Below are 24748 nucleotides of genomic sequence, written 5' to 3' on the forward strand. Positions count from 1 at the left end.
GGAAATTTCTACGCTTCTTAATTTAGTTTTCCTAAGGGTCATTTTATTGACAGGCTTTGCTTAATTGGTTATCTCGTGCGAATTCACGAAGAAATGCTAGACCCCCACCCCATTCAATATATAATCTACCGTCCGTTTAATTTCCACATCTATTTCCCAATTACTATTCGGCTGAATAATAAACCTCGTTCCGATCAATCCAATGATCGTTGATAGGAGCATGCGAATAATGCTTTCGTTCGGGATGTCCTTGATTTCGCCTTTTTCCTTATAGTAATCCAACGATTTGGTGATGTTTGGATAGACTTTTTCGGTGAAAACTTGCTTATACGTCGCTTGGATTTCAGGGTGAAATGCTAGTTCTTGCGCTAAAATTTTTACCAATTCTACGTTTGATTTTACGAATTCATATCGGTTTTTAATAATCGCATACAAAAAGTCCTCAAAATGTACATGCTTCTGGTCAAATACTTGATCTACAAATTTTTCGGCGAAAACTGGTGCTGACATCTTTACAATCACTGGTGTGACAATCGACACGAGAAGATCTTTTTTTGTTTTGTAATGCCGGAAGATGGTTCCTTCCGCTACGCCTGCTCGTTTCGCTATTTCACTGGTAGAGGTATTGTGATAGCCTTTTTCCGCAATAATTTTGATTGCTGCGTCGATGATTTTTTCTTGTTTAGGTGTCATGCTGGATGCCTCCTTTAAAGTTTCCGATGTTTTTTCAAGGCCGTAATATTTAATATAATAAATACGAGTAAAAATGCTATCAAAACCGTGATATCTAACATGATGGTACTGAGTTCCTGTCCGCGAATCATGACTTCCCGTAATGCATCTGCTCCATATGTTAACGGCATAATTTTACCGATGTAAGCAAGCCAACTTCCTGCTTCAATATGAAAGATTCCAGAGAAAAATACTTGTGGAACAATAACAATCGGAATGAACTGAATCATTTGGAATTCAGTCTTGGCAAAGGCGGATAATAGTGTTCCAAGACTTAATGCTGTTAATGCTAATAAAAATGCGATGATTAATACAGCAATAAACGATCCAGCCATATAAATGTCTAGTACATATATGGAAAACGTTGTAATTACGATTGATTGTATGATAATGAAAATACCAAATCCAATGATATAGCCAACAACAATTTCCCATCGTTTTAACGGTGTTGCAAGAAGGCGTTCGAGTGTGCCTTGAGTTCGTTCACGAAGAAATGTCACGCCACCAATTAGAAAGACAAAAAAGAAGACGAAGAATCCGATTAATACTGGTCCGATATTGTCAAAGAGATTTAACTCAGGCGAACCGTGTAAAAAGGAGATATTTGGATTTAACGTGTTCGGATTTAATTGCTTGGAAGTTTGATCGAGAACATGCTTTGTTGCAGTAGTTGCATTTGGATCGCTCCCTTCCATTAAGATGCTCAACGTTTTATTTTCCCGATGGATGAATGCATCAACCTCCTTATCCTCCATTGCTTCGACTGCTTCAGGTTTAGTCATTTCTTTCATCGTTGCATCCTGGTCTTCCATTATGTTTTGCATTTGGTCAGGTACGTCCGCTACAGCGATAGTTGGGTGGTATTCTTCCAGATCAAGCACAAGCCATAACAAAGTCATGACAAATAATGGCGCAATCATCATGAGGGCGATGCTTCGTTTATCTTTTAAAAATTGCTGAACAATGCGTTTAATAATAGCACGGATTCGCATACCTTAAACCTCCTCTTTGATTCCGTAGTATAGAAAAGCTTCCTCTAGTGTTTTCGTTTCACTTTTCTGCTTAAGATCTTCCGGACTTCCTTGCGCGATGATGTATCCATCCCGTAATAATGCGAGATTATCGCACTTTTCCGCTTCGTCCATTACATGTGTTGTTAAGACAATGGTCGTCCCCTGCTTTTGCAGCTCTCTTAGATCATTCCAAATCGACGCACGAAGCACTGGGTCTATCCCCACTGTTGGTTCGTCTAATATGAGTAAGGTCGGTTTATGGAGTAATGCAGCCGCAAGTGACATACGTCTCTTCATACCACCAGAAAAATTATCGAGTGGTTTCTTTAGATGATCAGTCAAGTTCACGACGCTTGCCACTTCGGTAACACGTTCTTTACGTTCTTTCTTCGGAATGCCATAAATACTAGCAAAAAATTCTAGATTTTCCTTTGCAGTTAGCTCACTATACAGTGCGTCTGACTGTGCCATATAGCCGATGTTCTGCATTTGTTTCAGTGATGGCATTGGGGTGCCGTCGATGGTAACTGTTCCACTCGGTGGATTCAATAGTCCAATTATGATTTTGACTAAGGTTGTTTTCCCAGATCCAGATGGCCCGAGTAAGCCGAATAACTGCCCACGCGGAATCGAAAGGTTAATTTTTTCTAAGACGATTTCTTTGCCATAATGGTGTTGAATATTGCTTAATTCAATAAAGGCAGACATGGTATGACCTCCTTTTAAATATAAAATGAGTGATTACTCACTTTTATCTTATGTTATGTACTCACTTTTGTAAACATGAAAGTCAATTTATTAACATACATTTTATTGATGTACATTTTACATACGAGGAGTGGGCAGCGTGCAATTTTATTATGGGAATCAATGGCCATTGCGGGTACTGGATGAGGCGGAATTTTGGAAGGAGCAGGAGGCTGAGCACACGGTAGTAATTCGGGAGTTATTACCAAATTTGGAGGAGGATTTTGTTGAAAGCTTAAAGCGCTGGGAGGAGGTTTTGACAACGACCCAGCAGCATGTGAAGCGTTTTATCGAATCTGTAATTCGGAGCAAAAACCAAATCTCGCAACAGTTGATTCAACAAGTACTCGAATTAGTATCCTTTTGTTTACAAGAAAGCGTCGCGTTTATTCAATTTTGCCGGAAAATTAAAGCGGAAAGCAGTACAGTGGTCGATAATCCAATGGCGAAAACCGTGATAAATCATATCATCGATGAATCGGAATACTTTATCGGCATTGCCCAAACAATTCTATATGAACAATAAGCTGGAGTGCCGCTACGTTTGTGGGGGCACTTTTTAAATGCAATGGCAGTGTTGGAGAGCTTAGGATGGAGATTCGGTATTTTATGGTGTGGGTCCGGCATTTTTAGTGCTCTGTTCGGTGTTTTGTGATGCTGGTCGCATTTTTATGTTCCGTTCGGCATTTTGTGATGCTGGTCCAGCATTAATATAGCCAAGTTCGGCATATCCACCTGTCTATCACTCCCCACAAGCAAGAAACTTCCCGCACTTTCTTTCCCAGCGCTTTACCCTTATAATATGGAATAGCAAATTGTTCGGAGAAGGTGGTGTGGCGGATGAATATGGATGTTTCGATTGCAAAGGTTTGCATGCTTGCAGGCAAGATTATGCTGGAAAGTGGTGCGGAGACATATCGGGTGGAGGATACGATGAATCGGATTGCTCTGTCGTATGGTTTATCCAATGCGCAAAGTTATGCGACGCCGACTGGAATTATTTTTTCCGTTGACCGTGTGGAGAAAACAAACTTTATTCGGATTTCCAAGCGTTCGACTGACCTACATAAAATAGCTGAGGTAAATAGTATCTCCCGGAGATTAACTGGTGATGAACTTGTTTTATCTGAAGCATTGGAGTTATTAGAGGAAGTTGAACAAGCTCGACTGGAGTTTCCTGAATGGATACAAGTTATTGCTGCAGCATTTGTGGCTGGTTGTTTTACGATTATGTTTGGTGGAATGTGGACTGACTTTCTTCCAGCATTAATTGCAGGTGGAGTCGGATATGCTGCAACCATTTGGTTTGATCGATTAGTCGAAACCCGCTTCATCGCTGAATTCATCGGATCGGTAGTGATCGGGATACTCGCATTTATTTTTATCAAAACTGGTGCGGGTGTAGAGCTGGATAAAATTATTATTGGGGCTGTTATGCCACTAGTCCCTGGATTGCACATCACCAATGCGGTTCGTGATCTTATGGCTGGGCATTTAGTAGCTGGTGTATCAAAAGGCGTTGAGGCGATTCTCACTGCAGTTGCGATTGGAGCCGGGATAGCGATTGTATTTGCGTTTATATAGGGAGGGATGATGATCATGATGATTGTAGCACAGCTTGTTACTAGTTTTATCGCGGCAGCCGGATTCGGTGTGTTGTTTAATGCTCCAAGAAAATCATTGGTACAATGCGGATTAGTCGGTATGTTTGGTTGGATTTTATATTATGTACTTGTTGATTATGGAATGGATGTTGTCCCGGCAACCGTTTTAGCATCTATGCTCGTGGCGGTACTCAGTCAAATTTGTGCCCGTGTTTATAAAACGCCGATTATTATTTTTATCGTTTCAGGAATCATCCCACTTGTACCAGGCGGAATTGCATATGATGCGATGCGTAATTTTATAGAAAACGATTATTTTACCGCTGTCCAATTGTCGGCAAAAGTGATGCTATTGTCAGGTGGAATCGCAATTGGTTTAATGTTTTCTGAGGTGGCGAATCAGATTATTCGAAAACACCTGGTGCGAAAGGTACGCTCATAAAAAAGCCAGAGATTGCGAAAAAGTTCCGCCCTCTCTAGCTACTAATTTCGTTCTACTCTATTATCATCTGACTTCGCACCTGTAATCAACAGAGCAATTGCGCTGACAACGTGCATGGTAAATCCTACAAACGGAATCCAAGCAATGAGTGATGTAACCATTCCAAGTATGCTCCCGATTGTTGGACTGTCATCATTTTTGGACAAAATATAGGTTACTAAATGAAGGATAAACATTACTACAAGTGGAACATATAACTGACTCACGATAAATAGTCCCCCGAAAAGCGGAATAGCAAGAAACCCTTCAAATGCCCCTGTAACGAGGCGCATAATTCTAGCAGTTGACATCGTATTACCTCCCGTTCATTCATACTGTTATGCTCATTATATTATTAGGGTATAAATGTGTAAATAATGTACAATTTTGTTTTCTAGAAATTGACAAGTTCCATATACTTTAGGTAACATTAAAATAAGAAAGCTTATCTTTTCTTAATACATTGCATATACTAATTAACACAACAATTTAGAGAGTGGTGTTATGTATGTGCGATAAAGGGGATGAAAAAATGCATATAACTCAAAACCGTCATCGCCATGAATCTGCAAAAAAAACGCAAGAAGATGTTAGACAACGAAAATTGAATGTCATTTCTTCTTCAATTGATATGAATAAATTAATAAAAAAGGATCCTCTTCGTGTAGATCGATTTGGTCGTGTAGACATTAATTCTAACCATCCAAATTATCGGTATTGGACTGAGGATGATAATGATGAATGAAACCTGGAAACCTTTATGAACTATCATTTCCTTATGAAGATGGGCAGGGCTCGAAAAATCGCCCTGTCCTTATTATTGTAATAAATAATGAATATAACCAAGCAATTGGCTTAAAAGTAACCAAAACCGGTCCAACAGAACACCATCCACATCGAGTTGAAATTATTGATAGTCCTAACTCTAACTTAAAACATACATCCTATGTCCAAGTTGATCGGTTTGATTTCTTTGATAATGTAGATATAAAATCAAGAGGAACTGTTAGTGATGATGATTTTAGGAGAATAGTCAATGCTTTTCAAAACTATCATCAATTGTAATATACATAATTGCCCACCCTCACCTGAGAGTGGGCAATTTTTCATTATTCTACAGCTTTCTTTTTCCGTTTCAGTTTCGCTGTTAAATCATCCAGCAATGTGTAAACAACTGGAATTAGTAACAGTGTAAATAAACTTGAAATACTCAGACCGAATATAATTGTGACAGCAAGCGGCTGTTGTGTTTCTGCACCTTCACCAAGCGCTAGTGCTAGAGGAATCATTGCTAGAACAGTAGTCAACGTTGTCATTAATATTGGACGGAGACGACTTGGCCCCGCTTCTAGAATTGCCTCGTAGCGATCAACGCCTTTTCGTCGCAATATATTAATATAGTCAACGAGCACGATCGAGTTGTTGACGACAATTCCGGCGAGCATGATGATTCCAATGAAGGCTGGAATACTTAGTGGTATACCGGTAATAAACAGACCAACCATGACACCGACAACGGTTGCTGGCATTGAAAACATAATAATCAATGGGAATAGGAAGTTCTCAAACTGCACAGCCATTACTGCGTACACTAAGAATATCGAAAAAATCAAGGCAATGGATAGGTCGCGGAACGATTCGGCCATATCTTGCGCCTGCCCGCCAATCTCATAGCTATAGCCCTCAGGTAAACTTAATCCACTTAGTTCTGCTTCTATGTCATCGACAACACTTGCCAGGTCACGATCCACTACTTCACTTGTTACATTCATTTGTGCCTGTTGATTCTCGCGAAGTAGCGTGACAGGCCCTTGGACTTGTTTGAATGTCGCAACTGTTTCAAGCGGAATTGCCGCGCCTGTCGGTGATTGAATTTTCATATCCTGTAAGTCATTAATGGTACTTCGTTCATCTTCTGGGTACATTAAAACAACGTTCATTTCATTGCCGTTCTCTCGGAACTGAGTGGCAATTTGGCCAGTAAAATGTAGTTGTATTTGGCTAATAATTTGTTGTTCGGACAATCCATATACTGCTGCTTTATCCTCGTTAATATGAAGGTTCATTTGTGGAACGCCTTCAGATGCGGATGTCGTTGGGTTATAGACCCCATCTACTTCTTCGATAACACCAACCACTTGTTTGGACAAATCAGCTAATACTTCATGCTCTGGACCGTTCAACTGAATTTGTACTGGGTCACCCGTACCAAGTCCACCACCGACAGCACTTACGGTGATTTCTGCTCCAGCGATACCTTTCAGATCTTGATCAATTTCCTGTACGATATCCTCGGTTGATTTTTCCCGTTCGGTTGATGGTATTAATTGAATTGTGAACGTACCGGTATTGACGTTGGTGCTTGTTGGATCGAACCCTCCACCACCAACGCTGACATAGTTCGTTTCGATTACATCACGATATGTTGCAAGTGTCTCGTTTGTTTGTTCTACGATTGCACTCGTATGCTCAAGCGAGCTACCTGCTTCTGTTTCCACTTTGATTTCAATTTGACCTTGGTCAGATGATGGGATAAATTCAGCACCGATTAATGGGAAAAGCGCTAAGCTTGCTACAATCGCAATGAACGTTCCTGCAACAGTTGTTTTACGATGCTTTAATACCCACTTCAGTACACTTCGATAACTGTTATAAACGCGTTCCATAAGACGATCAAACCAGTAGCGTCTTCCTTGGTCTGCCATCGCTTTCGATAATAATTTTGATGAAAGCATTGGCACAAGTGTTACGGCCACGACAAGCGATGCGATTAATGAAAAGGATACCGCGAGTGCGAGTGGCGTGAATAAATCGGATGCAATTCCTTCTACGAATACAATTGGCAAAAATACAACCAGTGTAGTTGTAGTCGATGCGATAACTGCTGGCGCAAGCTCGGATGCGCCTTTTGTAGCCGATTCAAACAGACTATAGCCTTTTTGCCTGTAAGCATAAATGTTTTCTAAAATAACGATGGAGCTATCGACCATCATACCGATTCCAAGTGCTAGACCACCGAGGGTTAACACGTTAAGTGTTTCACCGGTAAAATACATTAGTGTAAACGTTGCAATGATGGCAATTGGAATGGATAAGCCAATAACAATCGTTGCACGGAAGCTCTTCAAAAATACAAGTAATACGAAGAAGGAAATAACTCCTCCGATAATAATATTTTGTACAACTGAGCTAATCGAAAGCTCGATAAATTCGGATGTATCGATGATGACGTTTAAGTCAACGTCATCTGGTAGTTTTTCGTTTAGTTCAGCCATTGCATCTTTAATATTCGTTGCAACGTCAACTGTATTACCGTCTGACTTTTTCATTACGGATAAAACTATGGAAGGTTCGCCATTTACGAGCGTGAGTGAATTTGATTTTTTAAACGTATCCTTCACTTCAGCAACGTCTTCGATATGGATTGTCGCACCAGTTTCCGTTTGAACAATCGTTTGATTAATATCTTCAACAGATTCTAATTCACCGGTAATCCGGATTTGTAAGTCCTGATTTCCCTTATCAACGGTACCGGCCGATACTGACTGGTTCGTACTGTTCAACGACTGTACAATTGTTTGTGCAGTAACTCCGTATTGACGCATTTTTGCTTGATCAAGAACAAGCTGAATTTCGCGTTCTTTTCCACCTTCAACTGTTACGGATGCAACCCCACCTTGTCGTTCTAAGTAAGGTACAATTTGATCATCTGCAATTGCCGTAAGTGCTGCAGGGTCTTTTCCCGTTAAACCAATCCACATGACAGGCAATTGATCAGGACTAAAACGAAGTACACTTGGGTCCCCTGCATCTTGTGGTAGTACGTTTTTTACTTGGTCAATTTTTTCCCTAACGTCGATCAGTGCTTGATCCATATTTATGCCATTAGCGAACATCATGACGACGAGTGATGATCCAGATTGGGATTGCGATTGTATCGTCTCAACGCCTTCCACCGAACTGATCGCTGATTCGATCGGTCTAGATATTAAATTTTCTACTTCCTGTGGCGCGGCGTCTTCGTATGAGGTTGCTACAACAGCAATCGGTAATTCTATTTCTGGAAATAGATCAATCGTTAAACTGCGTAGTGAAACGACACCCAATGCGAGAATAGCGAGCACAATCATTATGACGCCAACTGGGCGTTTGACAGATGTATTAACTAACTTCAAAATGCATTACCCCTCTTTCACCACGTCGACTTTGGCGCCGTCAGTTAGTGTTAGCTTTCCACTTGTGACAACCGTGTCTCCCTTTTTCACATCGCCCTTAATGGCAGTTTGATTTGATTGCGTTTCAAGGACTGTGATTTCTTTTTCCATTGCTTCGTTGTTTTTAATTGTGTAAATAAACGTTTTACCGCCTTCTTCCACAATAGCTTCGGTTGGAACAATTAGTGCGTCCGCAATTGTGTTCTCAGGGACGTTCATTTCTGCGACCACACCTGGCTTGAAGTTGTTTTTGTCATTATTAATAATTGCTTCAATTGGATACAATCCTGTGTCGTTTGGTAGTGTACCAATTGATGTGATTTCTGCTTCAACTTCAGTTTCATTGATCGTAACGGGATATGTTTCGCCTTCTTCAAATAAAGACGTTGATTCAGCTGTTACCGATAGATTGAGTGCAAGTTCTTCTAAATCGACAATGACAGCAAGCGGCTTTTCGTTTGTTGCGATAGAGCCTTCTGTTGCATTTAATTGTGCGATTTGTCCAGATGTTTCTGCATATAGGGTTCGTGTTCCTTGTGGAGACTGGATTGTTGCGATTGCCTCATCCTCTTCCACCTTTTCTCCATTTTCTACTTCAAGTGATGTAATTTCACTAGGTGCTTGGATTAGGATTGGTGTTGTTTCTGAAGGTGCTGTGTGTCCATAAATGGTATGGTTGATCACCATATCCCCTTGCTTTATCGTTGCGGTTTCAACCGGTGTAACGGTATCTTTTTTATCCGCATTTTTTTCTTCCTCTCCTGTGCATGCTGCGAGCACAATGATGCTAAGTAATACCGTCACGAAAACGATTAATTTTTTCATTATGTAAAGTTCCTCCCGGGCAAGTATATTCATTTTTATTCTATACGTAATTTACTATGTAAAAGATTCATCTAGTTGTTACTATATTTTAACTGTAATGGTTGCCGTAAGCAAAAGTGCATCGCTTGAAATGACAAAACACCTGGATAAAATCCAGGTGTTGTTTTGCGGACACAGATGACCTTATTTTAGTCGAAACATCGGTTTTGGGTTGGGTTGCGGACACCAGATACCTTATTTGCTCGAAATGGTCGAAAAAAGAGTCATTTTTGTTGAATAAGGGATCCTGTGTCCGCATTCACCCTAAAATGATCCTTTTTTCTATAAATAAGGTATCCTGTGTCCACTTGGTTTTGCTCTAATTCTCACCCATGTAAATTTTGATAAAACGGTACAGATTTTCGTCCGAATAAAATAGACCTGTTTAGCCTGACGATCAATTGACTCGTTCGTTTATATTGCATATCAATGGTACTTTCGGATGCGTTCACATATAAACCAGTTCCGTCATTAAAAGCAATGTACGTCTTATCATCGCGCTGTTCGTAAAAGTCAATGTGATAATAGGAAAGCCAGACACATTCCTTGCTTTTGGCGGAAGCGGTTGGCATCATGTATACACCGTTATCCGGTATTACTGGGACTGGAATTTTATTGTTTATTTTTAAAATATCCTTCACTGCTGCTCTACGTCCATTAAGTGTAGAGCCATACAGTAAGCAACTATTATCAAGAATTTGCTCAGCTTTATGTAAGGAATGCCGTTCATGTGATCCTTCTAAGATTAGTGATCGATAATACGGAGTTTCCTTTGATATGATTGCTTTTGTTGCTTGTGTAATAATAAATACCGACGTCATAACTCGTACCATCGCACACCTCGTAAATACCAATTTATGACTATTGTACTATGCCGCACAACTATTTTCTATCATTCTTTTATTTTAATTTATGTTTTGGCGTGAAAATGTATAAACTGCAACATCCCGCGGGCTTGCACTGAGCTCGATAGCTCACAGCAAAAATCCCCCCCTTGTCACACATACTTTACTCCAAAAAAGGGTACTGGAGATACACGAAGGAGGAATGTTTGTATGACTGATAACGATAAAAAGAAAAATTATCATTCGGAGCTTCATTCTGATGAAATGGAAAAGGCTCAGGGACAAGAAAAAGAGGAAGAGAAAAATGAATCAAAGAAGGAAAAATCAAAAAATAAATAGATAGTATTGCCATAATCTGTGCTATACTAGCTAAAAAGATTGAAAATTGGAGGCATCGTTATGGATATTGCCGCACTATCTATTGCAATGGCGAACCAGCACGTTCGCTCAAGCGCAAGTCTCGCAATTATGGACAAAACAATGGGCGTAGCTGAACAGCAAAACCAACAATTGTTGGATATGCTAAAAGGAAGCGCTCCACAAGCACCACACCCAACACTTGGGAAATCAATCGATCTACAGGCGTAGACACAAAAATGACAGGTAACGCAATAGCGTCCTGTCATTTTTTGTTTAGAAAGTTTGCATTAAAGAAGGTTAATCAGTACTACTGATTTTGGTCCTCTTCATCGCCATTTTCGATTACTCCATCGTCACCAGTTCCAGTGCCATTATCGTTTCCATTCATGCCACCTTCACCATTTCCATTACCATTGGTGCCGTTGCCATTACCATTCGTACCGTTTTGGTCTTCCTGCATTTGACCATCGTTATTTTCTCCCATGTCGGTGTCATTACCGCCATCTTCTTCTTCTTGATTTAGTGGAGCTTCTTCTTCTACTGGATCTCCACCATCATCAGTACCACAAGCTGTAACAAGGGACAAAGCCAAAACTGGAGCACCAAATTTTATTAAAAGCTTTCTTCTCATGATAAATTTCCTCCTTTAGATGTCACTTTCGCCATTAGCTTATCCATATTTCTAAAAGTGATACACCTTTTGAAGAAAAAAATTGAGTAGTCTTGAGTTGGATAAAAAAATGCTCAGAGCATTTGCTGTGAGCATTAGATTGAATTTTTTTAACCAATGTTATCCTTCAGAAATACTCCATCAATAATTACTTAATGGCAAACATAATTTCCGCTTCGCATGCCAATTCCCCATCAACAGTTGCTACAGCTTTTCCTTTTCCGATCGGCCCTTTCAATCGCATAATCTCCACCTGAAGTTTCAATTGGTCTCCAGGCTTAACCTGGCGCTTAAATCGACATTTATCAATTCCAGCTAGGAACCCAATTTTCCCTTTATTTTCTTCAATTCCAAGCACTGCAATTGCTCCCACTTGGGCAAGTGCTTCAAGAATTAGAACACCTGGCATTACTGGGTAATCAGGAAAATGTCCTTGGAAAAATGGTTCATTAATTGATACATTTTTTATTCCAGTAACACTTTTTCCTTCTTCTATTTCAATAACTTTGTCCACTAATAGGAAAGGGTATCGGTGTGGAATCGTTTCTTTAATTTCTTGTATATCCATTACTTGTCCGCTCCTTTGTTATTTTATCTAATGATTGCACATAGTAATAGTATTATATCAAAGTTATGTTTGGTTTTGGCAACACAAAGGAATTTAAAGAAGGTAAACCTATAACCGGCGGGGATAATCAATGAGTCAATCAGATGGATTTTTTAAAACATTAGTATATCGATCATTACATGACAAAGTATTTGATATGGCTGCACAGCTTTCTTATTATTTACTACTCGCATTATTTCCATTTTTAATTTTAATGTTCAGCTTATTAAGCTTTCTTCCGATATCAGCGGAGTCTGTTATGGATTTGGTTAGACCATACGCACCTCAGGGATCCATGGAGTTAATTGAAACAAATCTCTATCATGTACTAGAGGTTACGCGTGGGGATTTATTATCCATAAGTATGGTGATCACTGTTTGGCTTTCTGCAATGGGGACAAGCGCTCTTATTCGTACACTTAATAGCGCTTATCGTGTGGAAGAAAGCAGACCATTATTTAAAGCGCTTGGTGTTTCAATTTTGCTTACCGTCAGTATTATTATTGGTGTCATCGCATCTATGCTATTATCTGTTTTTGGTCGTTCAATCGGACTGTTCACCTATTCAAAATTTAGCTTGGCAGCATCTTTTCTGCAGGATTGGAACGCACTACGCTGGTCATTGAGTTTTTTCATTCTAGCGGTGATTTTTGCTTGCTTATATTACGTTGCACCCAACGAAAAATTGCGGTTTCGTGATATTATCCCAGGCACTGTCTTTGCCACGATCGGCTGGCAGCTAGCATCACTTGGTTTTTCCTATTACGTTGGAATTAGTGATTACTCCATAATTTATGGAAACCTCGGTACAATTGTCATTTTAATGATTTGGTTTTATTTGTCGTCGTTGATGATTTTAATTGGTGGGGAAATTAACGCGATTGTGAAGAATCGAGGGTAATTTTTTAGTGGATGAAAAAGCATAATCGATGATATACTGGACGTACCCCTCGCCTTGGAGAGCATTCAGGCAAACTGAGGTTCCTCTATGTTTCATCTGCATATTGTGGACACACGATCCGTTATTTCCTCTAAAAAGACCATTTTCCAACCCTTATCGGACACCAGATTCGTTATTAGCCTAATTCTCTAAAATTTAACTGTCATATCACCGAATAACGGCTTCTGTGTCCGCAACAATGCATTTTTACCATCTTTTTTAGCAAATAGAGAACCCTAAGTCCGATAATGCCAGTGCGCTTCTTCAAGGAGAAGGAACATACAAAAAGATTGGAGAAAAATCATGCACAAATTTGACCAAGCATACGAAAAATGGATAGTAGATCAACTGGAAGAAGAAAAGAATTCGAGGAGGCGCGACTTATTAGAAAAGGAAATTGGTCACGGTACAGTTGAATTCCTCCGTAGAATTTGGTTCCCAACTGTAGGGAACTTTGACGATTTGTACGCAGAATGGGAGGTTCGGGATTTCAATAATGGTTATCGGTACCTCGACCTTGCTTATAGACGTGGTGGTGCGAAAGGCTGTATTGAAATTCAGGGCTACGGACCGCATGCGAGAGATCTTGATGTAAGACGATTTAAAGATTTATGTTGGCGCCACTCACTACTGGCACTCGACGGCTGGACACTATTACCAATTGCCTATTTGTCTATAAATGATGAGCCAAAAATGTGCCAACAGCTCGTTTTAGCCTTCATCGGAAAATTTTCCTCAACCACTACACCTGCTGAATTACCTTGGATTGAAGCAGAAGTTGTACGATTTGCTCGTCGTCTACTTCGTCCAATCACTCCCCAAGAAACTGCTTTACATCTAAAAGTAAGTGATCGTCATGCAAGACGCGTCTTACATAATCTGGTTGATTCAAACTATTTAAGAATTGCCGGCGGAAGTGAGCGCGCGAGATCTTACGTGTTACGTTGAGGATAATTTTGGACTGACATCTGGTCTCCTGATTACTGTCATTATTTGGAAAGACCTTGTTATCAAAAACCAAAGCCCGTGTTATCAAATTCACGTTACATTATTTGGCAAAAATCCATTCCCAACCACTCTCATCGGACTCAGAATACCTTATTAGCCAAAAAATCCATGTTAAACTGCCATTAGCGGACTCAGGATACCTTATTAGCCAAAAATCACGTACAAAAACGTGTTTTCATGGCAATAACGGATCCTGAGTCCACTTCCCTATACAAATAGCCCATTTTGGGGCAAATAGCGAATCCTCAGTCCGTTAGCTAAACTCTGAACGCCAATGAGGGCTTGGCTAGTAGAAAAAATACAAAAAATAATAGAATGCCGAATGTGGCATTCTATTCTTGTGTTTTTGTTACAATTTCCAATATATGACGCCATGTATCCATTTCAAGTGCGTCGGTCGGTTTGCCGTCACCGATTACACCGTATCCAACCATTGCCCCTACGATCAGGGCTATAGCAGAAAGAAGTAGAACTACAATGATCCGTAACCAGATTGGAAAAGCGCGACGTCTTGGTTTTTTACCTTTTCGTTTTTCTGCCTTTTGTTTCGCCTTCTGCTCTTTACGGGTTAACTTGTCAGAGGATGTTTGTTCCGGTTTCGCTTTCTTTTTCGGAAGCTTTTCCTTTATTTTGTTTTTCCAATTAGTCTTAGACCGCGATTCTTTCGCTTCTTTTCTTACTGGTTGGCTGTTAGGCATTATTTGTTGCTCCTTACTATCTTGCAAAAATTCACGTTATCGCAATTGATTGACGAGTCCCATCATTTGATCGCTCATAGAAATCGTACGAGCATTAAATTGATACGAACGCTGTGTCATAATTAAGTCCGTCATTTCTTTCGATATATCAACATTGGATTGTTCCAATGCTCCACTCTTTACTAGTGTATCATTAGGTCCTGTTGCTTGTATAATCTCATTTTGATTATAACCTAAAGCATCTAAATCTGGTAAACGAAATGCATTTTGTCCAGTTGCTTCAAGCAATCTCGGTCGGACTGCTTCAACGATAGCTAGTTGCCCCGCTACCTGTGTATTGTTACCACGAGTGACAACAATTTCTCCATTATCACGGATAGAAATACTATCAAAACCTGCTGGTATTACAATCGGACCGTTTTCACCAAGTACTGGATTCCCATCATTTGTTGTTAGCATGACATCTTGATTATTGTTGACTGGAGATAAATAAAATGCACCAGATCTTGTATACCGTGTTTCAGCTACACCATTTTCCGTCACCTGTATTTGAAATAGATGGTTTTTTTCAAGCAGTGCTGTATCAAGTCCACGACCAGTTTCGGTAATAGCACCTAACGCTAGATTGATGTTCGTCGCACCAAGTCTAGCACCTGTACCAATTCGTATCCCATCAGGTGTTAATCGACCTTCTGCATTGGCAGGGTCTGTCATGTTGTTGATTTGTTGAAACAATAAGGATGAAAAATTCGCTTCACGACTTTTATAGCCTGTTGTCTGACTGTTAGCTAAGTTATTTCCAATCATATCGAGCTTATTTTGTAGCTGATTCATCGTTACTGCTGCTTGTATCATTGTTCTAGACATGTAAACCCTCCTAGCGTAATCGACCGACTTCGTTTACTGCTTTACTCATGCTCTCATCGTAAGCTTTTAGTACGCGTTGGTTTGTTTCAAACATTCGATATGACTCCATCATTTGAGTCATCGCTTCTAATGAATCAACATTCGAACGCTCTAAAAAGCCTTGTTGGATCGTGTATGTAGCTCCGGCTGGCACTGCTCCTGCTTCACCTGAAAATAGCCCATTACCTTCCTTGGCCATTTGAGCAGCATCCGCAGTGTATGCAATGCCAAGGGGAATGTTTTGTCCGTCTATTTGAACGTTTCCATCTTGCGTTACAGCAAAATCAAGTCCGTTAGTCTGAATTGGGTTTCCCGCTTGATCGAGTACATAATACCCCTGATTCGTCACTAAAAAGCCTTGACCATCAACAGTAAAGTTACCATTTCGAGTATAGCGTTGCTCACCAGCTTCATTTTGCACGGTGAAAAATAGTGCTCCACTTTCGTCAGGAATAACACCATTTATTAATGCAAAATCGGTTGAAATACCGGTCTCCCGCAGATCTCCTTGAACAAATTTGGGTACCAACTCTTGTACGTAAACGCCCGTATGCATTGTTCCTATTGTATTATTTCCTGGAACGTTAAATCCACGAGTTGTCGGTAGTTCGGATGATCCCATTTGTTTCATTAATAGTTCAGGAAATGCGCGTAGTGTTGGTTGATCTGCCTTATACCCTGGTGTGTTCACGTTCGCAATATTGTTCGCCAATGCTTCCTGACGTCGTTGCTGTGCAATCATTCCACTTGCGGCAGTATAAAATCCTCGAAGCAAAACGTTCAACCCCCTTATTAGACTAGAAAAGTTCGAATATCTTTAAAAAATCAGTTTTTGATTTGGTTATTCTTGAAAAATGTTGCTTTATATTCTTATAGCGCCTGAACTACCGCTCCAGAAATACACTACGCTTTCCGCGGGCTTGCGCTGAGCCTCCTCGTGATCAAAGAACACTCACTGCGGGGTCTCAACACTTCGCTTTCCCGCAGGACAAGAAATGCTTCCCTGGAAGGCATCGCACGCAGAAAAAGTGCTTTTCTTTTTCAAGGAGTCTTCGTGTATTTCTTCCGCTAGTTGGGTCCTACTTTTTATAGGTTTTCAAAAATCGCCGCCAAATAAAGTTAAATTACTTTCTTACGTTCGATTTTATCGATATTTTCAAGCATGATGCCTGTGCCTCTTGCAACACAGTTCATTGGTTCTTCTGCAATAAATACAGGTACTTTTAGTTCTTCGGCAAGCAATTGATCGATTCCGTGAATCAATGCGCCGCCACCTGTCAAAATTACTCCACGGTCAATAATGTCCGCTGATAATTCTGGTGGTGTGCGCTCGAGCACTCGTTTTGCACCTTGCGTAATAAGTGAAGCAGATTCATACAACGCTTCAGCAATTTCATCTGATTTCACTGTAATTGTACGAGGAAGTCCTGATACCATGTCACGACCACGGATATCCATTTCTTCTTTACGTGCATCTCTAAATACAGTTGCTACATTAATCTTAATGTCTTCGGCAGTACGTTCACCGATAAGCAGCTTGTATTTCTTTTTTATGTATTGAAGAATTTCCGCGTCAAACTTATCGCCAGCCATTTTAATCGATTCAGATGTAACGATATCACCCATCGAAAGTACTGCGATATCTGTCGTTCCGCCACCAATGTCTACTACCATATTTCCGCTTGGTTGAAAAATTTCCATACCCGCGCCAATAGCTGCAACTTTTGGTTCTTCTTCTAAATAAACCTTTTTGCCGCCTGATTTTTCAGCAGCTTCGCGAATTGCTTTTTGCTCCACTTTCGTAATATTTGTCGGGCAGCAAATTAGCATTCTCGGCTTAGATAAAAGTCCACGAACATTAATTTTATTAATAAAATGCTTCAGCATAGCTTCCGTAACGTCAAAATCAGCGATAACGCCATCCTTTAATGGACGAATAGCTTCTATATTTCCAGGTGTACGACCAACCATACGTCGTGCCGCTTCCCCTACTTCCAAAACTTTTCCTGTGTTTTTGTCCATCGCTACAACAGATGGTTCATTTAACACAATTCCTTTACCTTTTACATGAATTAAAACATTGGCAGTTCCAAGGTCAATTCCAATATCACGAGAAAACATTACATAAGATCCTCCCTATCACAATTACTTTCTCACATTTGTCAACGAACACAATGCTACTAATAGTTTATTTTACCACAAAGTGTCGTAAAATAATGCAAAAAAACAAAAATTATGTCGGATTTTTGGTGGTCGGTATGGGGGCAGGCATGATTGGTTGATATAATTTCATTTTGGTTGATATATTTTTATTTCGGTTGATATATTTAAAAATCGGATGATATATTTTTAAATTGGTTGAAACATCGTTTTATCAGTTGTTATCCACGTAAATTGGTTGATATCTCAATTTATCGCTCGAAAAAAAATCGCAAACAACTCGCGATTCACTTTTCTTAAAGCAGGAATATAGCTTTTCTTGTTGAATTTATATCATTAACTAATGTAAAGGAGTGACATGTTTGAAAATTAATTTTAGAACAAAACCGTATGCTGTACTGACTCATGAATCATTAATAAGACGCTTAAAGCCTCAGTACCGAAACAATGATATTATTATCGGCAATTACCTAGCCGAACTCGCTGGCTACAAAGGTGAACGCGACGTCGACTATAAACTTTCGCTTTATCCACTGCGTAATTCCCACGTAATACAAGGACTTCGTCTACAAAATGAACACCACTTTTTCCAAATTGACACCCTAATTCTTACCAAAAGTCTTTTCATTATACTGGAAGTGAAAAATATTAAAGGTGAGTTGGAATATGATTCAAATTTCAATCAGCTAATACAAAAAACAGGATCCGTGAAAAAGGGAATTAAAAACCCGATCTATCAAGCGGAAGCGCAAAAACGAAATTTGGAAACTTTCTTTCATGAAATGGGTCGATACGATATTTCAATTGAATATCTGGTCGTCATCAGTGATCCAAAGACAATTCTTACATGTAAACAACAGAATCAAGAGGTTTTTGAAAAAATGATTCATGCGGAAAGCCTCCACATCCATTTGGATAAGCTTTTTGCTCAATATGAAAATGAGGTGTTAATAAACTCCACCTTGAAAAAGGTACATCAATATTTATTGAATAATCAATCTCCTCATCAACCACAACTTTTAAAAAAATATCAAGTAACTGATCAACATCTTATCACCGGAGTTACATGTGTAGAGTGCCAGCATTACCCGATGATGCGGAAAAATCAAAAATGGTTTTGCCAAAGGTGCTCGGCAATTAGTAAAGATGCGCATCTTCAAACAATATTTGACTACTTCCTATTGCACAACAATATAATTACCAACCAAGATTGTCGTCGCACCTTACAGCTAACTTCCCCTAGAATTTCTTACTCGCTCTTAACCTCAATGAATTTGAAGTTTCATGGTGATAAAAAAGGAAGAATTTATTTTGCGCCTGATCTAGAAGATTACCCACAAAAATCAGTTGTGCCACAAGGAAATTACAACAATTATATTTGGAAGTAGATGAGCCTACATTACAGAGGTGTAGATTTGCGAATGGTCGATATCTTGACTAGATTGGTTGATATATCGGCCAACTTGGTCGATATATCCCGATATCGGTGTTTATTCCTTTATATCAGTTGATATATTAAAATATCGGTTGATATCCCATTGAATCGGTCGATAATAGCGTGAAGCTACTACGCTGTCCCTCACTCACTGTTTTAATGCCATCCAGTATACCCTTAATCCCTAACAAAGACCCCAGCCTTAATCAGGTTGGGGTCTTTGCGTGTCCACGTTAACTTACCGGTTTAATGTGGGTTGCTTTTGTGGCGTCTATTTTGATTGGTGCGGTGCTTCCAGGCTTTAGTTTGTATTTTTTCCTGGTTGCTTCACCGCCGCGGAGATGTCGGATTGCTTTGTGATATTCAAGAATATCTTTCACTTGATTCGCTAGCTTTGGATTGATTTCCGGTAATCGTTCGGTTAAGTCTTTGTGGACTGTGCTTTTGGATACACCAAATTCCTTTGCTATCATTCGGACGGTCTTCCTCGTCTCCACGATGTGATTGCCTATCCTGATTGTCCTTTCTTTGATGTAATCGTGCACACCATTCGCCTCCCTAAGTTGATAATTCCGAGGTGTGGAATGAGACAAGGTGATTCAGTTGTATGGTCCCTACTCTCTCTTTTTGCAATGTACTGAAAACATGTATACACATGTGAAAAATTTCATTTGAAGGTCCAGCACACTTTCATGAACGTATAAACTATATGTATAGGAGGTTTGCTGCTACAGTTACTTTTTATGCCACACAAGCTCTCACCTCAGACATTTCTGAATGCTTGGTTTGTAACATTTTATTACATGAAAGTGCCGTTTATGATTATTTTTAATGCTTTTCCGATGGGGACAAGATATATTTTTCGGAAAAGTGGGAAAAAGTTGTTTTTGATGGGTGGATGGCGTGTGAAATTGTTGTGGAGGAGTTGGAGAGATGAGCTGTTCGGATTGGACAGGAGAGGTGATGCGTGTTGAGCGGACTCCAGATACCTTATTCACCGAAAAATGGGCTAAATTCTTATGTTTCTGGACTCAGGATTCGCTATTTCAGTAAAAAGAAGGTATTTCACTGTGGTATTTTTATTAATAAAGAACCCTGTGTCCGCTTACTGGCTAAACACCGCGATTTTGCAATAATAAGGGATCTGGTGTCCGCATCGGCGTCCCGTCTCCCGAGTTCTATACATACCATAATACGCGTTAACTGCGTACCGCCTCATTTGCAAAAAACGCTACAAGCACAAAATTAGTGCTTATAGCGTTATATGTTTTCTAAAACTATGCACCCATTTCCTGCAATGCCAAGATTGGCAGTCTTGCAAAGAAATAGTCACTGCGTTTTTCAATAAATTGTTGATGCGCTTGATGCAATAAATACTTGTCGTTCGCAGCAACTCCAAGGTAGTACAACTGAAATGGTGTATGATACGGTAATTTCCGTAAAATTTTCTCTGCATTCTTATGGTTGCCTCTAGCAATCTCAAGATGTGCTTGCTCACTAATATCAGTCGTCGTAATTCCTTCCGTTCGTCTAAAATGTGCGGAAAAAAACGGCAAGTCATGGTTGGTAAATGCCTTTACATAATTAACTAGCCCATTTTCTTTAGATACTTTGATTGCTTTGTTAATATGGTGGATACCTTGTTGATACGTATCAAACGTATAGGTTAATCCCAAATTAATATTGATCGAAGCCGCTGTGCCCGGATTATGTGTTTGATTAAGCACTCGGAATGCATGTTTTCTTGCAATAATCAACTCGTTTCGAACCCAGTAATAAATGAACATATATTGGTCAATACGAACATTAAAATACGAGAGTAAAAATGGATCGTGGATTACATCAAATAAGTGGGCTTGTCTGTCTAAAAAATCGCCTATCTTGGCAAAATCGCGTAAATCATAGTACGCTGATAGTTTTACAAACTCTAATAACCATTTTAATTCAGGTTCATTACTGTGAAGAGATTCTGCGTGGTGTAAGACTTCGAGTGGTGATTTAATTGATAGTTTGCGTTCCAAGGAAAGTTGATAGACATCTGCCCAATTATTATTGAACACATTTGTGGATTTTTTATTTTTTTCTATAAGTACTTTTAAGTCGTCATAAAATCCATTCATATATAAAAATTCCATGCCTTTTTTCATAAACTCATCTCTACTGTTTTGTAGACATAGTTTACGAACCAAATCTAGTACAGTCTTGTCGTCATGTTGGGTCGATAGCATCGAGATCACGTGTTCCAGCGACAACTTTCCATCGTTTGAGATCGAAAGTATAGAATTGGTTACTGTTTCGTCAGTCATTTAGTCTTTTCTCCTTACTGTCGTAGCTTTTCTCAGACCTTGATATATTTTATCATATATTATATAGGTATAAAGACCCCATTGTTCGACAATATTTGCATGATTTGCAAAAAAATTGCTTATCGCCAACCTATAGTGGCAATAGCACTGGTTGAATATACTTTTATATCCATAAATTACCACAAAAGCCACAAAAAAAATAGCCTTTTAGCGTGTAAAAGGCTATTTTTTCTAATTTGTTTACGCACTTGCTGACGATGCAGATGATTCTGTTCCTTCATTCGACATTCCATCTTCTTGGTTTGTTGAATCGTCTGTCATATCATCTTCTGAATTCATAGAGTCATCTTCGGTACCAGTGTTTTCATCTGGATTTGTAGCTTCATCCTCAGTAGTACCGTCTTCTGTAACGCTTGGTTCTTCCTCAGTTGGAGCAGGCTGTACACCAGCTTCTTCCGGTTTAGTCGTACTTTCTTCAGTACCTTCTGTTTCAGCAGTATCTTTTACCGTAATAGAGCTTACTGGTTGGTTAAAGTATTGTTCTGGGTTAACTGGCTCACCATTTTTACGGATTTCGAAATGAACATGTACGCCATCTTCTTTACCAAATAAATTTTGACCAGCTGTCCCGATTACCTCACCTTGTTTAACTTCTGTGCCTTCTTTTACAGATACTTCTCCAAGACTAGCATAATACGTTTTAACATCTTCACCATGTGATAGTGTTACGACATTTCCTAGCAATGGATCTTCCTTCACGTTTTCAACTGTACCACTTAATGATGCAGTTACATCAAAGGACTCTCCACTTGCTGCTGCGATGTCAATACCTGTAGATTGATAGTATCGATTGTTGTGCAGAACAAGCGCACTTTCTTTCGTTTTTTCGTCTGCGCTATAGTCATAGAATTTAGTTACGATTTCTGCTTGATCTTGAATACTTACAGGCATTTTAACTACCTCTTGTTGCTCTAATACTGGTTGTGCTTCTTCACCATATGGGTCTGTTGCAGTTTCAGTTTGATCCTGATCATTTTGGACTTCAGGAGTTCCTAAATTCTGATACCATACAACAAACGTTAAGAGAAGTGCCGCAACCGTTAAATATACTGCTGGGAAAAACCACTTCTTTCGAAAAATGCGACTCCAATTGTTTTTTGAACCGCCGTTTTTTTCCTCTTTCATATGATCATCACCTCAACAACCATTCTGATCAGAAAAAGGAAATTATATACATGTCACGAAAAAAATTTCAGCAAAAATGCATATTAACGGTCGACATTGCACAACATAAGTGCTTAACTCCTATCTAGAAACCAATGTTGGCGCGGTTTCTGTAACCTTACTAATCTCTACTCCTTGATAGTAATGTTTCAGAATTTCTTTATAATTTTTTCCTTCTTTCGCCATTCCATTAGCACCGTATTGGCTCATTCCCACGCCATGACCGTAGCCTTGGGTCGTGAAAATAAGGTAGTCATTCTTTTTTTCTATGGTGAAATCGCTTGATTTTAATTTTAATGCGCCACGGACGTCTCGCCCTGATAACGTTTTTCCACCAATTTGAATTTGATCCACTCGTTTTCCTTCTGTATGGGAAACTTTTATTTGGAGCTGTTCATCTTTAGCAATATCTATTTCAAGCTTTTTCTCTACCTCTTTAATAGGGATCGTTTTTTGCCCTAAAAACTTAGGCGAATTTTTGTCCCACGGACTCTTCACACTTCTTAAGTAAGGATATTTGTTTTTATAATAGTCCTCAGAATTTTCCGTGTACCCATTACTTGTTGAAAAAAATAATGGCGAAATCGGTTCCTTCTTATACGTAAGGATTTCTCCCTGCGTTGCTGCAACTGCTTGATTAATTTTATTCATTTTCCACTCATAATCAGTGCCCCAAATACGACGTAGTTCCCTTTCATCCTTATATACTTGATGCTGTGTCGTATCGGTAACAGCAGCCTTTGAATCCTTAGCCTTGTTAAGCATATGTGTAACAACATACGTACGCGCTGCTAGTGACTGTGCCTTTAATGCTTCAAGCTCAAATTCAGCCGGCATTTCAGACGCAACTACCCCAGCAACATACTCTTCTAGTGGAATATCTTGAACCTGATCTGAGCTTACTCGCATCACCGCTACAGAAAATGGTGATTCCTCCAGATGGTATTGTTTACTCACTTGCTTCAACTCATCTGTTACGGTTTCCTGACCATCCATCTGAATAAATGGCACGACGACTAACGTCGGCATAACTAGAATGATCGCAATTAAACCTGCCAGCATTAAGAAACCCGGATTTTTTACAAAAGACAATTTGCCAGCGCCTTTGATGGGATGTGATTGATTTACGATATGCTTATACCGTTGTTGCTTTTTCTTTTTAATATAAGCATACGTATTAGACTTGCGCTTATGTGATGACTTTTTCATTGATTGCCTCCTTTTGTGTTAGTGGTTGATGTAAGATGGATTGATTGAGAAAAAATAGCAATCTCCTTCTAGTATATCTACTATTAAACGTATACATTTTTTGAAAACAATAGAACTAAAAGATATGAATTTTAAAGTGCATTTACTAGACAAGCTTTTATGATTCACCCTTTACAAGCGATGTTTATGCGGAAATTCGTACAAGAGTGTTTCCTCACGTATTAAAGGCATACATTCCGGCACCTAAAACTAGTCTGCTTCGAACTTCTCGATTCGTTTTATCCTTTTTGAACACGCATTAATATGTATCATTTATTCTTTATTTGATGACAGATCGGACAGAGGATTCCTTATTTTCCTTTTTTGACGTGTTTTAGAGGATTAAAGGACACAGGATTCCTTATTCAGTAAAAAAACGTAATTTCCAACAGTTTTTACCTTAATAAGAAATCCTGTGTCCGATAACTGGCGCATTACCTTCAATTTTCACCTAATAAGGAACCGTGTGTCCGATAACTTCAATCCCTTCTGCATTTCTAGTCTTTCTTATCGCAGTGGAGTGTGTGAAGTGTGCTACATCTCACCCCACCAAAACCTTTGATAGTTACTGGGCACTGGAGCTGGACAGCTTTATCTCGGAAAAACTCAGCATTCGCCTAGTCCTTAATAGCGAGTGCCGAAGTTTTTCTTATAAGGTAGACCTTAACTTTTCTAACGTTGTCAAA

The 24748-nt window shown here is 39.4% G+C and carries 27 protein-coding genes; 10 read left to right on the forward strand and 17 right to left on the reverse strand.

All coding sequences use genetic code 11. The features are described 5' to 3' along the window. Window positions 1–96: 96 nt before the first annotated feature. The 3 genes from ACY9Z2_RS01140 to ACY9Z2_RS01150 are packed head-to-tail and all read right to left on the reverse strand — an operon-like array spanning window position 97 to window position 2453. Window positions 97–693, reverse strand: coding sequence for a TetR/AcrR family transcriptional regulator (locus ACY9Z2_RS01140; protein ID WP_463607756.1), 597 nt, complete (start codon window positions 691–693; stop codon window positions 97–99). A gap of 14 nt (window positions 694–707) precedes the next feature. Continuing rightward, window positions 708–1724, reverse strand: coding sequence for an ABC transporter permease (locus ACY9Z2_RS01145; protein ID WP_463607757.1), 1017 nt, complete (start codon window positions 1722–1724; stop codon window positions 708–710). A gap of 3 nt (window positions 1725–1727) precedes the next feature. Next, window positions 1728–2453, reverse strand: a complete 726-nt coding sequence (locus ACY9Z2_RS01150; protein ID WP_463607758.1) for an ABC transporter ATP-binding protein — start codon at window positions 2451–2453, stop codon at window positions 1728–1730. A 139-nt stretch (window positions 2454–2592) separates the two neighbouring features. Here ACY9Z2_RS01150 and ACY9Z2_RS01155 point away from each other — a divergent pair, with 139 nt between their 5' ends. From ACY9Z2_RS01155 to ACY9Z2_RS01165, 3 genes are all read left to right on the forward strand, one after another. After that, window positions 2593–3018, forward strand: coding sequence for a DUF2935 domain-containing protein (locus ACY9Z2_RS01155; RefSeq protein WP_463607759.1), 426 nt, complete (start codon window positions 2593–2595; stop codon window positions 3016–3018). Between the two features lie 314 nt (window positions 3019–3332). Next, window positions 3333–4076, forward strand: a complete 744-nt coding sequence (locus ACY9Z2_RS01160; RefSeq protein WP_463607760.1) for a threonine/serine exporter family protein — start codon at window positions 3333–3335, stop codon at window positions 4074–4076. 15 nt (window positions 4077–4091) lie between these two features. Then, window positions 4092–4538: a threonine/serine exporter family protein gene (locus ACY9Z2_RS01165; protein ID WP_463607761.1), complete on the forward strand. Its 447-nt coding sequence runs from the start codon at window positions 4092–4094 to the stop codon at window positions 4536–4538. A gap of 41 nt (window positions 4539–4579) precedes the next feature. Here ACY9Z2_RS01165 and ACY9Z2_RS01170 read toward each other — a convergent pair whose 3' ends face one another. Beyond that, entirely contained in the window at window positions 4580–4888 is a 309-nt protein-coding gene (locus tag ACY9Z2_RS01170; RefSeq protein ID WP_463607762.1) for a hypothetical protein, read from the reverse strand. Between the two features lie 221 nt (window positions 4889–5109). On the opposite strand from ACY9Z2_RS01170, the gene ACY9Z2_RS01175 reads away from it, so the two are divergent. Together ACY9Z2_RS01175 and ACY9Z2_RS01180 are read left to right on the forward strand one after the other, a co-directional pair. Next, window positions 5110–5322, forward strand: coding sequence for a hypothetical protein (locus ACY9Z2_RS01175; protein WP_463607763.1), 213 nt, complete (start codon window positions 5110–5112; stop codon window positions 5320–5322). Then, a complete protein-coding gene (locus tag ACY9Z2_RS01180; RefSeq protein ID WP_463607764.1) occupies window positions 5319–5642 on the forward strand; it encodes a type II toxin-antitoxin system PemK/MazF family toxin in 324 nt (107 codons plus the stop codon). The genes ACY9Z2_RS01175 and ACY9Z2_RS01180 overlap by 4 nt, the downstream gene beginning before the upstream one ends. Window positions 5643–5686: 44 nt before the next feature. Here the strand turns inward: ACY9Z2_RS01180 and ACY9Z2_RS01185 are convergent, their stop codons facing one another. The 3 genes from ACY9Z2_RS01185 to ACY9Z2_RS01195 all read right to left on the reverse strand — a co-directional run bounded on the left by ACY9Z2_RS01185 (window position 5687) and on the right by ACY9Z2_RS01195 (window position 10488). Beyond that, on the reverse strand, window positions 5687–8752 hold the full coding sequence (locus ACY9Z2_RS01185; protein WP_463607765.1) for an efflux RND transporter permease subunit: 3066 nt from the start codon (window positions 8750–8752) through the stop codon (window positions 5687–5689). Window positions 8753–8758: 6 nt separating this feature from the next. Continuing rightward, entirely contained in the window at window positions 8759–9616 is an 858-nt protein-coding gene (locus tag ACY9Z2_RS01190) for an efflux RND transporter periplasmic adaptor subunit (RefSeq protein ID WP_463607766.1), read from the reverse strand. Between the two features lie 365 nt (window positions 9617–9981). Then, complete coding sequence (locus tag ACY9Z2_RS01195) at window positions 9982–10488, reverse strand: competence protein ComK (RefSeq protein ID WP_463607767.1); 507 nt, start codon at window positions 10486–10488, stop codon at window positions 9982–9984. 222 nt (window positions 10489–10710) lie between these two features. Between ACY9Z2_RS01195 and ACY9Z2_RS01200 the strand changes: the two genes are divergently transcribed. Beyond that, window positions 10711–10839, forward strand: coding sequence for a hypothetical protein (locus tag ACY9Z2_RS01200; RefSeq protein WP_463607768.1), 129 nt, complete (start codon window positions 10711–10713; stop codon window positions 10837–10839). A 60-nt stretch (window positions 10840–10899) separates the two neighbouring features. Further along, window positions 10900–11088, forward strand: coding sequence for a YjfB family protein (locus ACY9Z2_RS01205; protein WP_463607769.1), 189 nt, complete (start codon window positions 10900–10902; stop codon window positions 11086–11088). 79 nt (window positions 11089–11167) lie between these two features. Here ACY9Z2_RS01205 and ACY9Z2_RS01210 read toward each other — a convergent pair whose 3' ends face one another. Next, a complete protein-coding gene (locus ACY9Z2_RS01210; protein WP_463607770.1) occupies window positions 11168–11491 on the reverse strand; it encodes a hypothetical protein in 324 nt (107 codons plus the stop codon). Between the two features lie 187 nt (window positions 11492–11678). Then, a complete protein-coding gene (gene fabZ, locus ACY9Z2_RS01215; protein WP_463607771.1) occupies window positions 11679–12098 on the reverse strand; it encodes a 3-hydroxyacyl-ACP dehydratase FabZ in 420 nt (139 codons plus the stop codon). 130 nt (window positions 12099–12228) lie between these two features. Here fabZ and ACY9Z2_RS01220 point away from each other — a divergent pair, with 130 nt between their 5' ends. Then, a complete protein-coding gene (locus ACY9Z2_RS01220; RefSeq protein ID WP_463607772.1) occupies window positions 12229–13038 on the forward strand; it encodes a YihY/virulence factor BrkB family protein in 810 nt (269 codons plus the stop codon). Between the two features lie 342 nt (window positions 13039–13380). Then, window positions 13381–14025, forward strand: a complete 645-nt coding sequence (locus ACY9Z2_RS01225) for a transcriptional regulator (RefSeq protein ID WP_463607773.1) — start codon at window positions 13381–13383, stop codon at window positions 14023–14025. 392 nt (window positions 14026–14417) lie between these two features. On the opposite strand, the gene ACY9Z2_RS01230 is transcribed toward ACY9Z2_RS01225, so the two are convergent. The 4 genes from ACY9Z2_RS01230 to ACY9Z2_RS01245 all read right to left on the reverse strand — a co-directional run bounded on the left by ACY9Z2_RS01230 (window position 14418) and on the right by ACY9Z2_RS01245 (window position 17810). Further along, the gene (locus ACY9Z2_RS01230) at window positions 14418–14783 is read right to left on the reverse strand and encodes a DNA-directed RNA polymerase subunit beta (protein ID WP_463607774.1); all 366 of its coding nucleotides are present in this window, start codon (window positions 14781–14783) and stop codon (window positions 14418–14420) included. 36 nt (window positions 14784–14819) lie between these two features. Continuing rightward, a complete protein-coding gene (locus ACY9Z2_RS01235) occupies window positions 14820–15650 on the reverse strand; it encodes a flagellar hook-basal body protein (protein WP_463607775.1) in 831 nt (276 codons plus the stop codon). 10 nt (window positions 15651–15660) lie between these two features. Next, window positions 15661–16464 (reverse strand): flagellar hook-basal body protein, encoded by an 804-nt coding sequence (locus ACY9Z2_RS01240; protein WP_463607776.1) that lies wholly within the window; start codon window positions 16462–16464, stop codon window positions 15661–15663. 344 nt (window positions 16465–16808) lie between these two features. After that, window positions 16809–17810, reverse strand: coding sequence for a rod shape-determining protein (locus ACY9Z2_RS01245; RefSeq protein WP_463607777.1), 1002 nt, complete (start codon window positions 17808–17810; stop codon window positions 16809–16811). Between the two features lie 401 nt (window positions 17811–18211). Between ACY9Z2_RS01245 and ACY9Z2_RS01250 the strand changes: the two genes are divergently transcribed. Then, window positions 18212–19237: a nuclease-related domain-containing protein gene (locus ACY9Z2_RS01250; RefSeq protein WP_463607778.1), complete on the forward strand. Its 1026-nt coding sequence runs from the start codon at window positions 18212–18214 to the stop codon at window positions 19235–19237. Between the two features lie 280 nt (window positions 19238–19517). On the opposite strand, the gene spoIIID is transcribed toward ACY9Z2_RS01250, so the two are convergent. The 4 genes from spoIIID to spoIID form a co-directional block, all read right to left on the reverse strand. Beyond that, on the reverse strand, window positions 19518–19829 hold the full coding sequence (gene spoIIID, locus ACY9Z2_RS01255) for a sporulation transcriptional regulator SpoIIID (RefSeq protein WP_463607779.1): 312 nt from the start codon (window positions 19827–19829) through the stop codon (window positions 19518–19520). A gap of 732 nt (window positions 19830–20561) precedes the next feature. Then, the gene (locus ACY9Z2_RS01260) at window positions 20562–21590 is read right to left on the reverse strand and encodes an AimR family lysis-lysogeny pheromone receptor (protein ID WP_463607780.1); all 1029 of its coding nucleotides are present in this window, start codon (window positions 21588–21590) and stop codon (window positions 20562–20564) included. 240 nt (window positions 21591–21830) lie between these two features. Continuing rightward, complete coding sequence (spoIIQ, locus tag ACY9Z2_RS01265) at window positions 21831–22775, reverse strand: stage II sporulation protein SpoIIQ (protein WP_463607781.1); 945 nt, start codon at window positions 22773–22775, stop codon at window positions 21831–21833. 120 nt (window positions 22776–22895) lie between these two features. Continuing rightward, entirely contained in the window at window positions 22896–24023 is a 1128-nt protein-coding gene (gene spoIID / locus ACY9Z2_RS01270) for a stage II sporulation protein D (protein ID WP_463607782.1), read from the reverse strand. Between the last annotated feature and the right edge of the window lie 725 nt (window positions 24024–24748).

The sequence above is a fragment of the Virgibacillus sp. GM2-2 genome, from assembly GCF_055329585.1.

Bases quoted from the DNA above. Each gene is read 5' to 3' on its own strand.
- ACY9Z2_RS01205 (WP_463607769.1), top strand. From the start codon at position 10,900: ATGGATATTGCCGCACTATCTATTGCAATGGCGAACCAGCACGTTCGC.
- ACY9Z2_RS01190 (WP_463607766.1), bottom strand. From the start codon at position 9,616: ATGAAAAAATTAATCGTTTTCGTGACGGTATTACTTAGCATCATTGTG.
- ACY9Z2_RS01230 (WP_463607774.1), bottom strand. From the start codon at position 14,783: ATGCCTAACAGCCAACCAGTAAGAAAAGAAGCGAAAGAATCGCGGTCT.
- ACY9Z2_RS01195 (WP_463607767.1), bottom strand. From the start codon at position 10,488: ATGGTACGAGTTATGACGTCGGTATTTATTATTACACAAGCAACAAAA.
- spoIIQ (WP_463607781.1), bottom strand. From the start codon at position 22,775: ATGAAAGAGGAAAAAAACGGCGGTTCAAAAAACAATTGGAGTCGCATT.
- ACY9Z2_RS01210 (WP_463607770.1), bottom strand. From the start codon at position 11,491: ATGAGAAGAAAGCTTTTAATAAAATTTGGTGCTCCAGTTTTGGCTTTG.
- ACY9Z2_RS01140 (WP_463607756.1), bottom strand. From the start codon at position 693: ATGACACCTAAACAAGAAAAAATCATCGACGCAGCAATCAAAATTATT.
- ACY9Z2_RS01200 (WP_463607768.1), top strand. From the start codon at position 10,711: ATGACTGATAACGATAAAAAGAAAAATTATCATTCGGAGCTTCATTCT.
- ACY9Z2_RS01170 (WP_463607762.1), bottom strand. From the start codon at position 4,888: ATGTCAACTGCTAGAATTATGCGCCTCGTTACAGGGGCATTTGAAGGG.
- ACY9Z2_RS01180 (WP_463607764.1), top strand. From the start codon at position 5,319: ATGAAACCTGGAAACCTTTATGAACTATCATTTCCTTATGAAGATGGG.
- ACY9Z2_RS01225 (WP_463607773.1), top strand. From the start codon at position 13,381: ATGCACAAATTTGACCAAGCATACGAAAAATGGATAGTAGATCAACTG.
- spoIID (WP_463607782.1), bottom strand. From the start codon at position 24,023: ATGAAAAAGTCATCACATAAGCGCAAGTCTAATACGTATGCTTATATT.
- ACY9Z2_RS01160 (WP_463607760.1), top strand. From the start codon at position 3,333: ATGAATATGGATGTTTCGATTGCAAAGGTTTGCATGCTTGCAGGCAAG.
- ACY9Z2_RS01145 (WP_463607757.1), bottom strand. From the start codon at position 1,724: ATGCGAATCCGTGCTATTATTAAACGCATTGTTCAGCAATTTTTAAAA.
- ACY9Z2_RS01165 (WP_463607761.1), top strand. From the start codon at position 4,092: ATGATGATTGTAGCACAGCTTGTTACTAGTTTTATCGCGGCAGCCGGA.
- ACY9Z2_RS01260 (WP_463607780.1), bottom strand. From the start codon at position 21,590: ATGACTGACGAAACAGTAACCAATTCTATACTTTCGATCTCAAACGAT.
- ACY9Z2_RS01245 (WP_463607777.1), bottom strand. From the start codon at position 17,810: ATGTTTTCTCGTGATATTGGAATTGACCTTGGAACTGCCAATGTTTTA.
- fabZ (WP_463607771.1), bottom strand. From the start codon at position 12,098: ATGGATATACAAGAAATTAAAGAAACGATTCCACACCGATACCCTTTC.
- ACY9Z2_RS01220 (WP_463607772.1), top strand. From the start codon at position 12,229: ATGAGTCAATCAGATGGATTTTTTAAAACATTAGTATATCGATCATTA.
- ACY9Z2_RS01175 (WP_463607763.1), top strand. From the start codon at position 5,110: ATGCATATAACTCAAAACCGTCATCGCCATGAATCTGCAAAAAAAACG.
- ACY9Z2_RS01235 (WP_463607775.1), bottom strand. From the start codon at position 15,650: ATGTCTAGAACAATGATACAAGCAGCAGTAACGATGAATCAGCTACAA.
- ACY9Z2_RS01150 (WP_463607758.1), bottom strand. From the start codon at position 2,453: ATGTCTGCCTTTATTGAATTAAGCAATATTCAACACCATTATGGCAAA.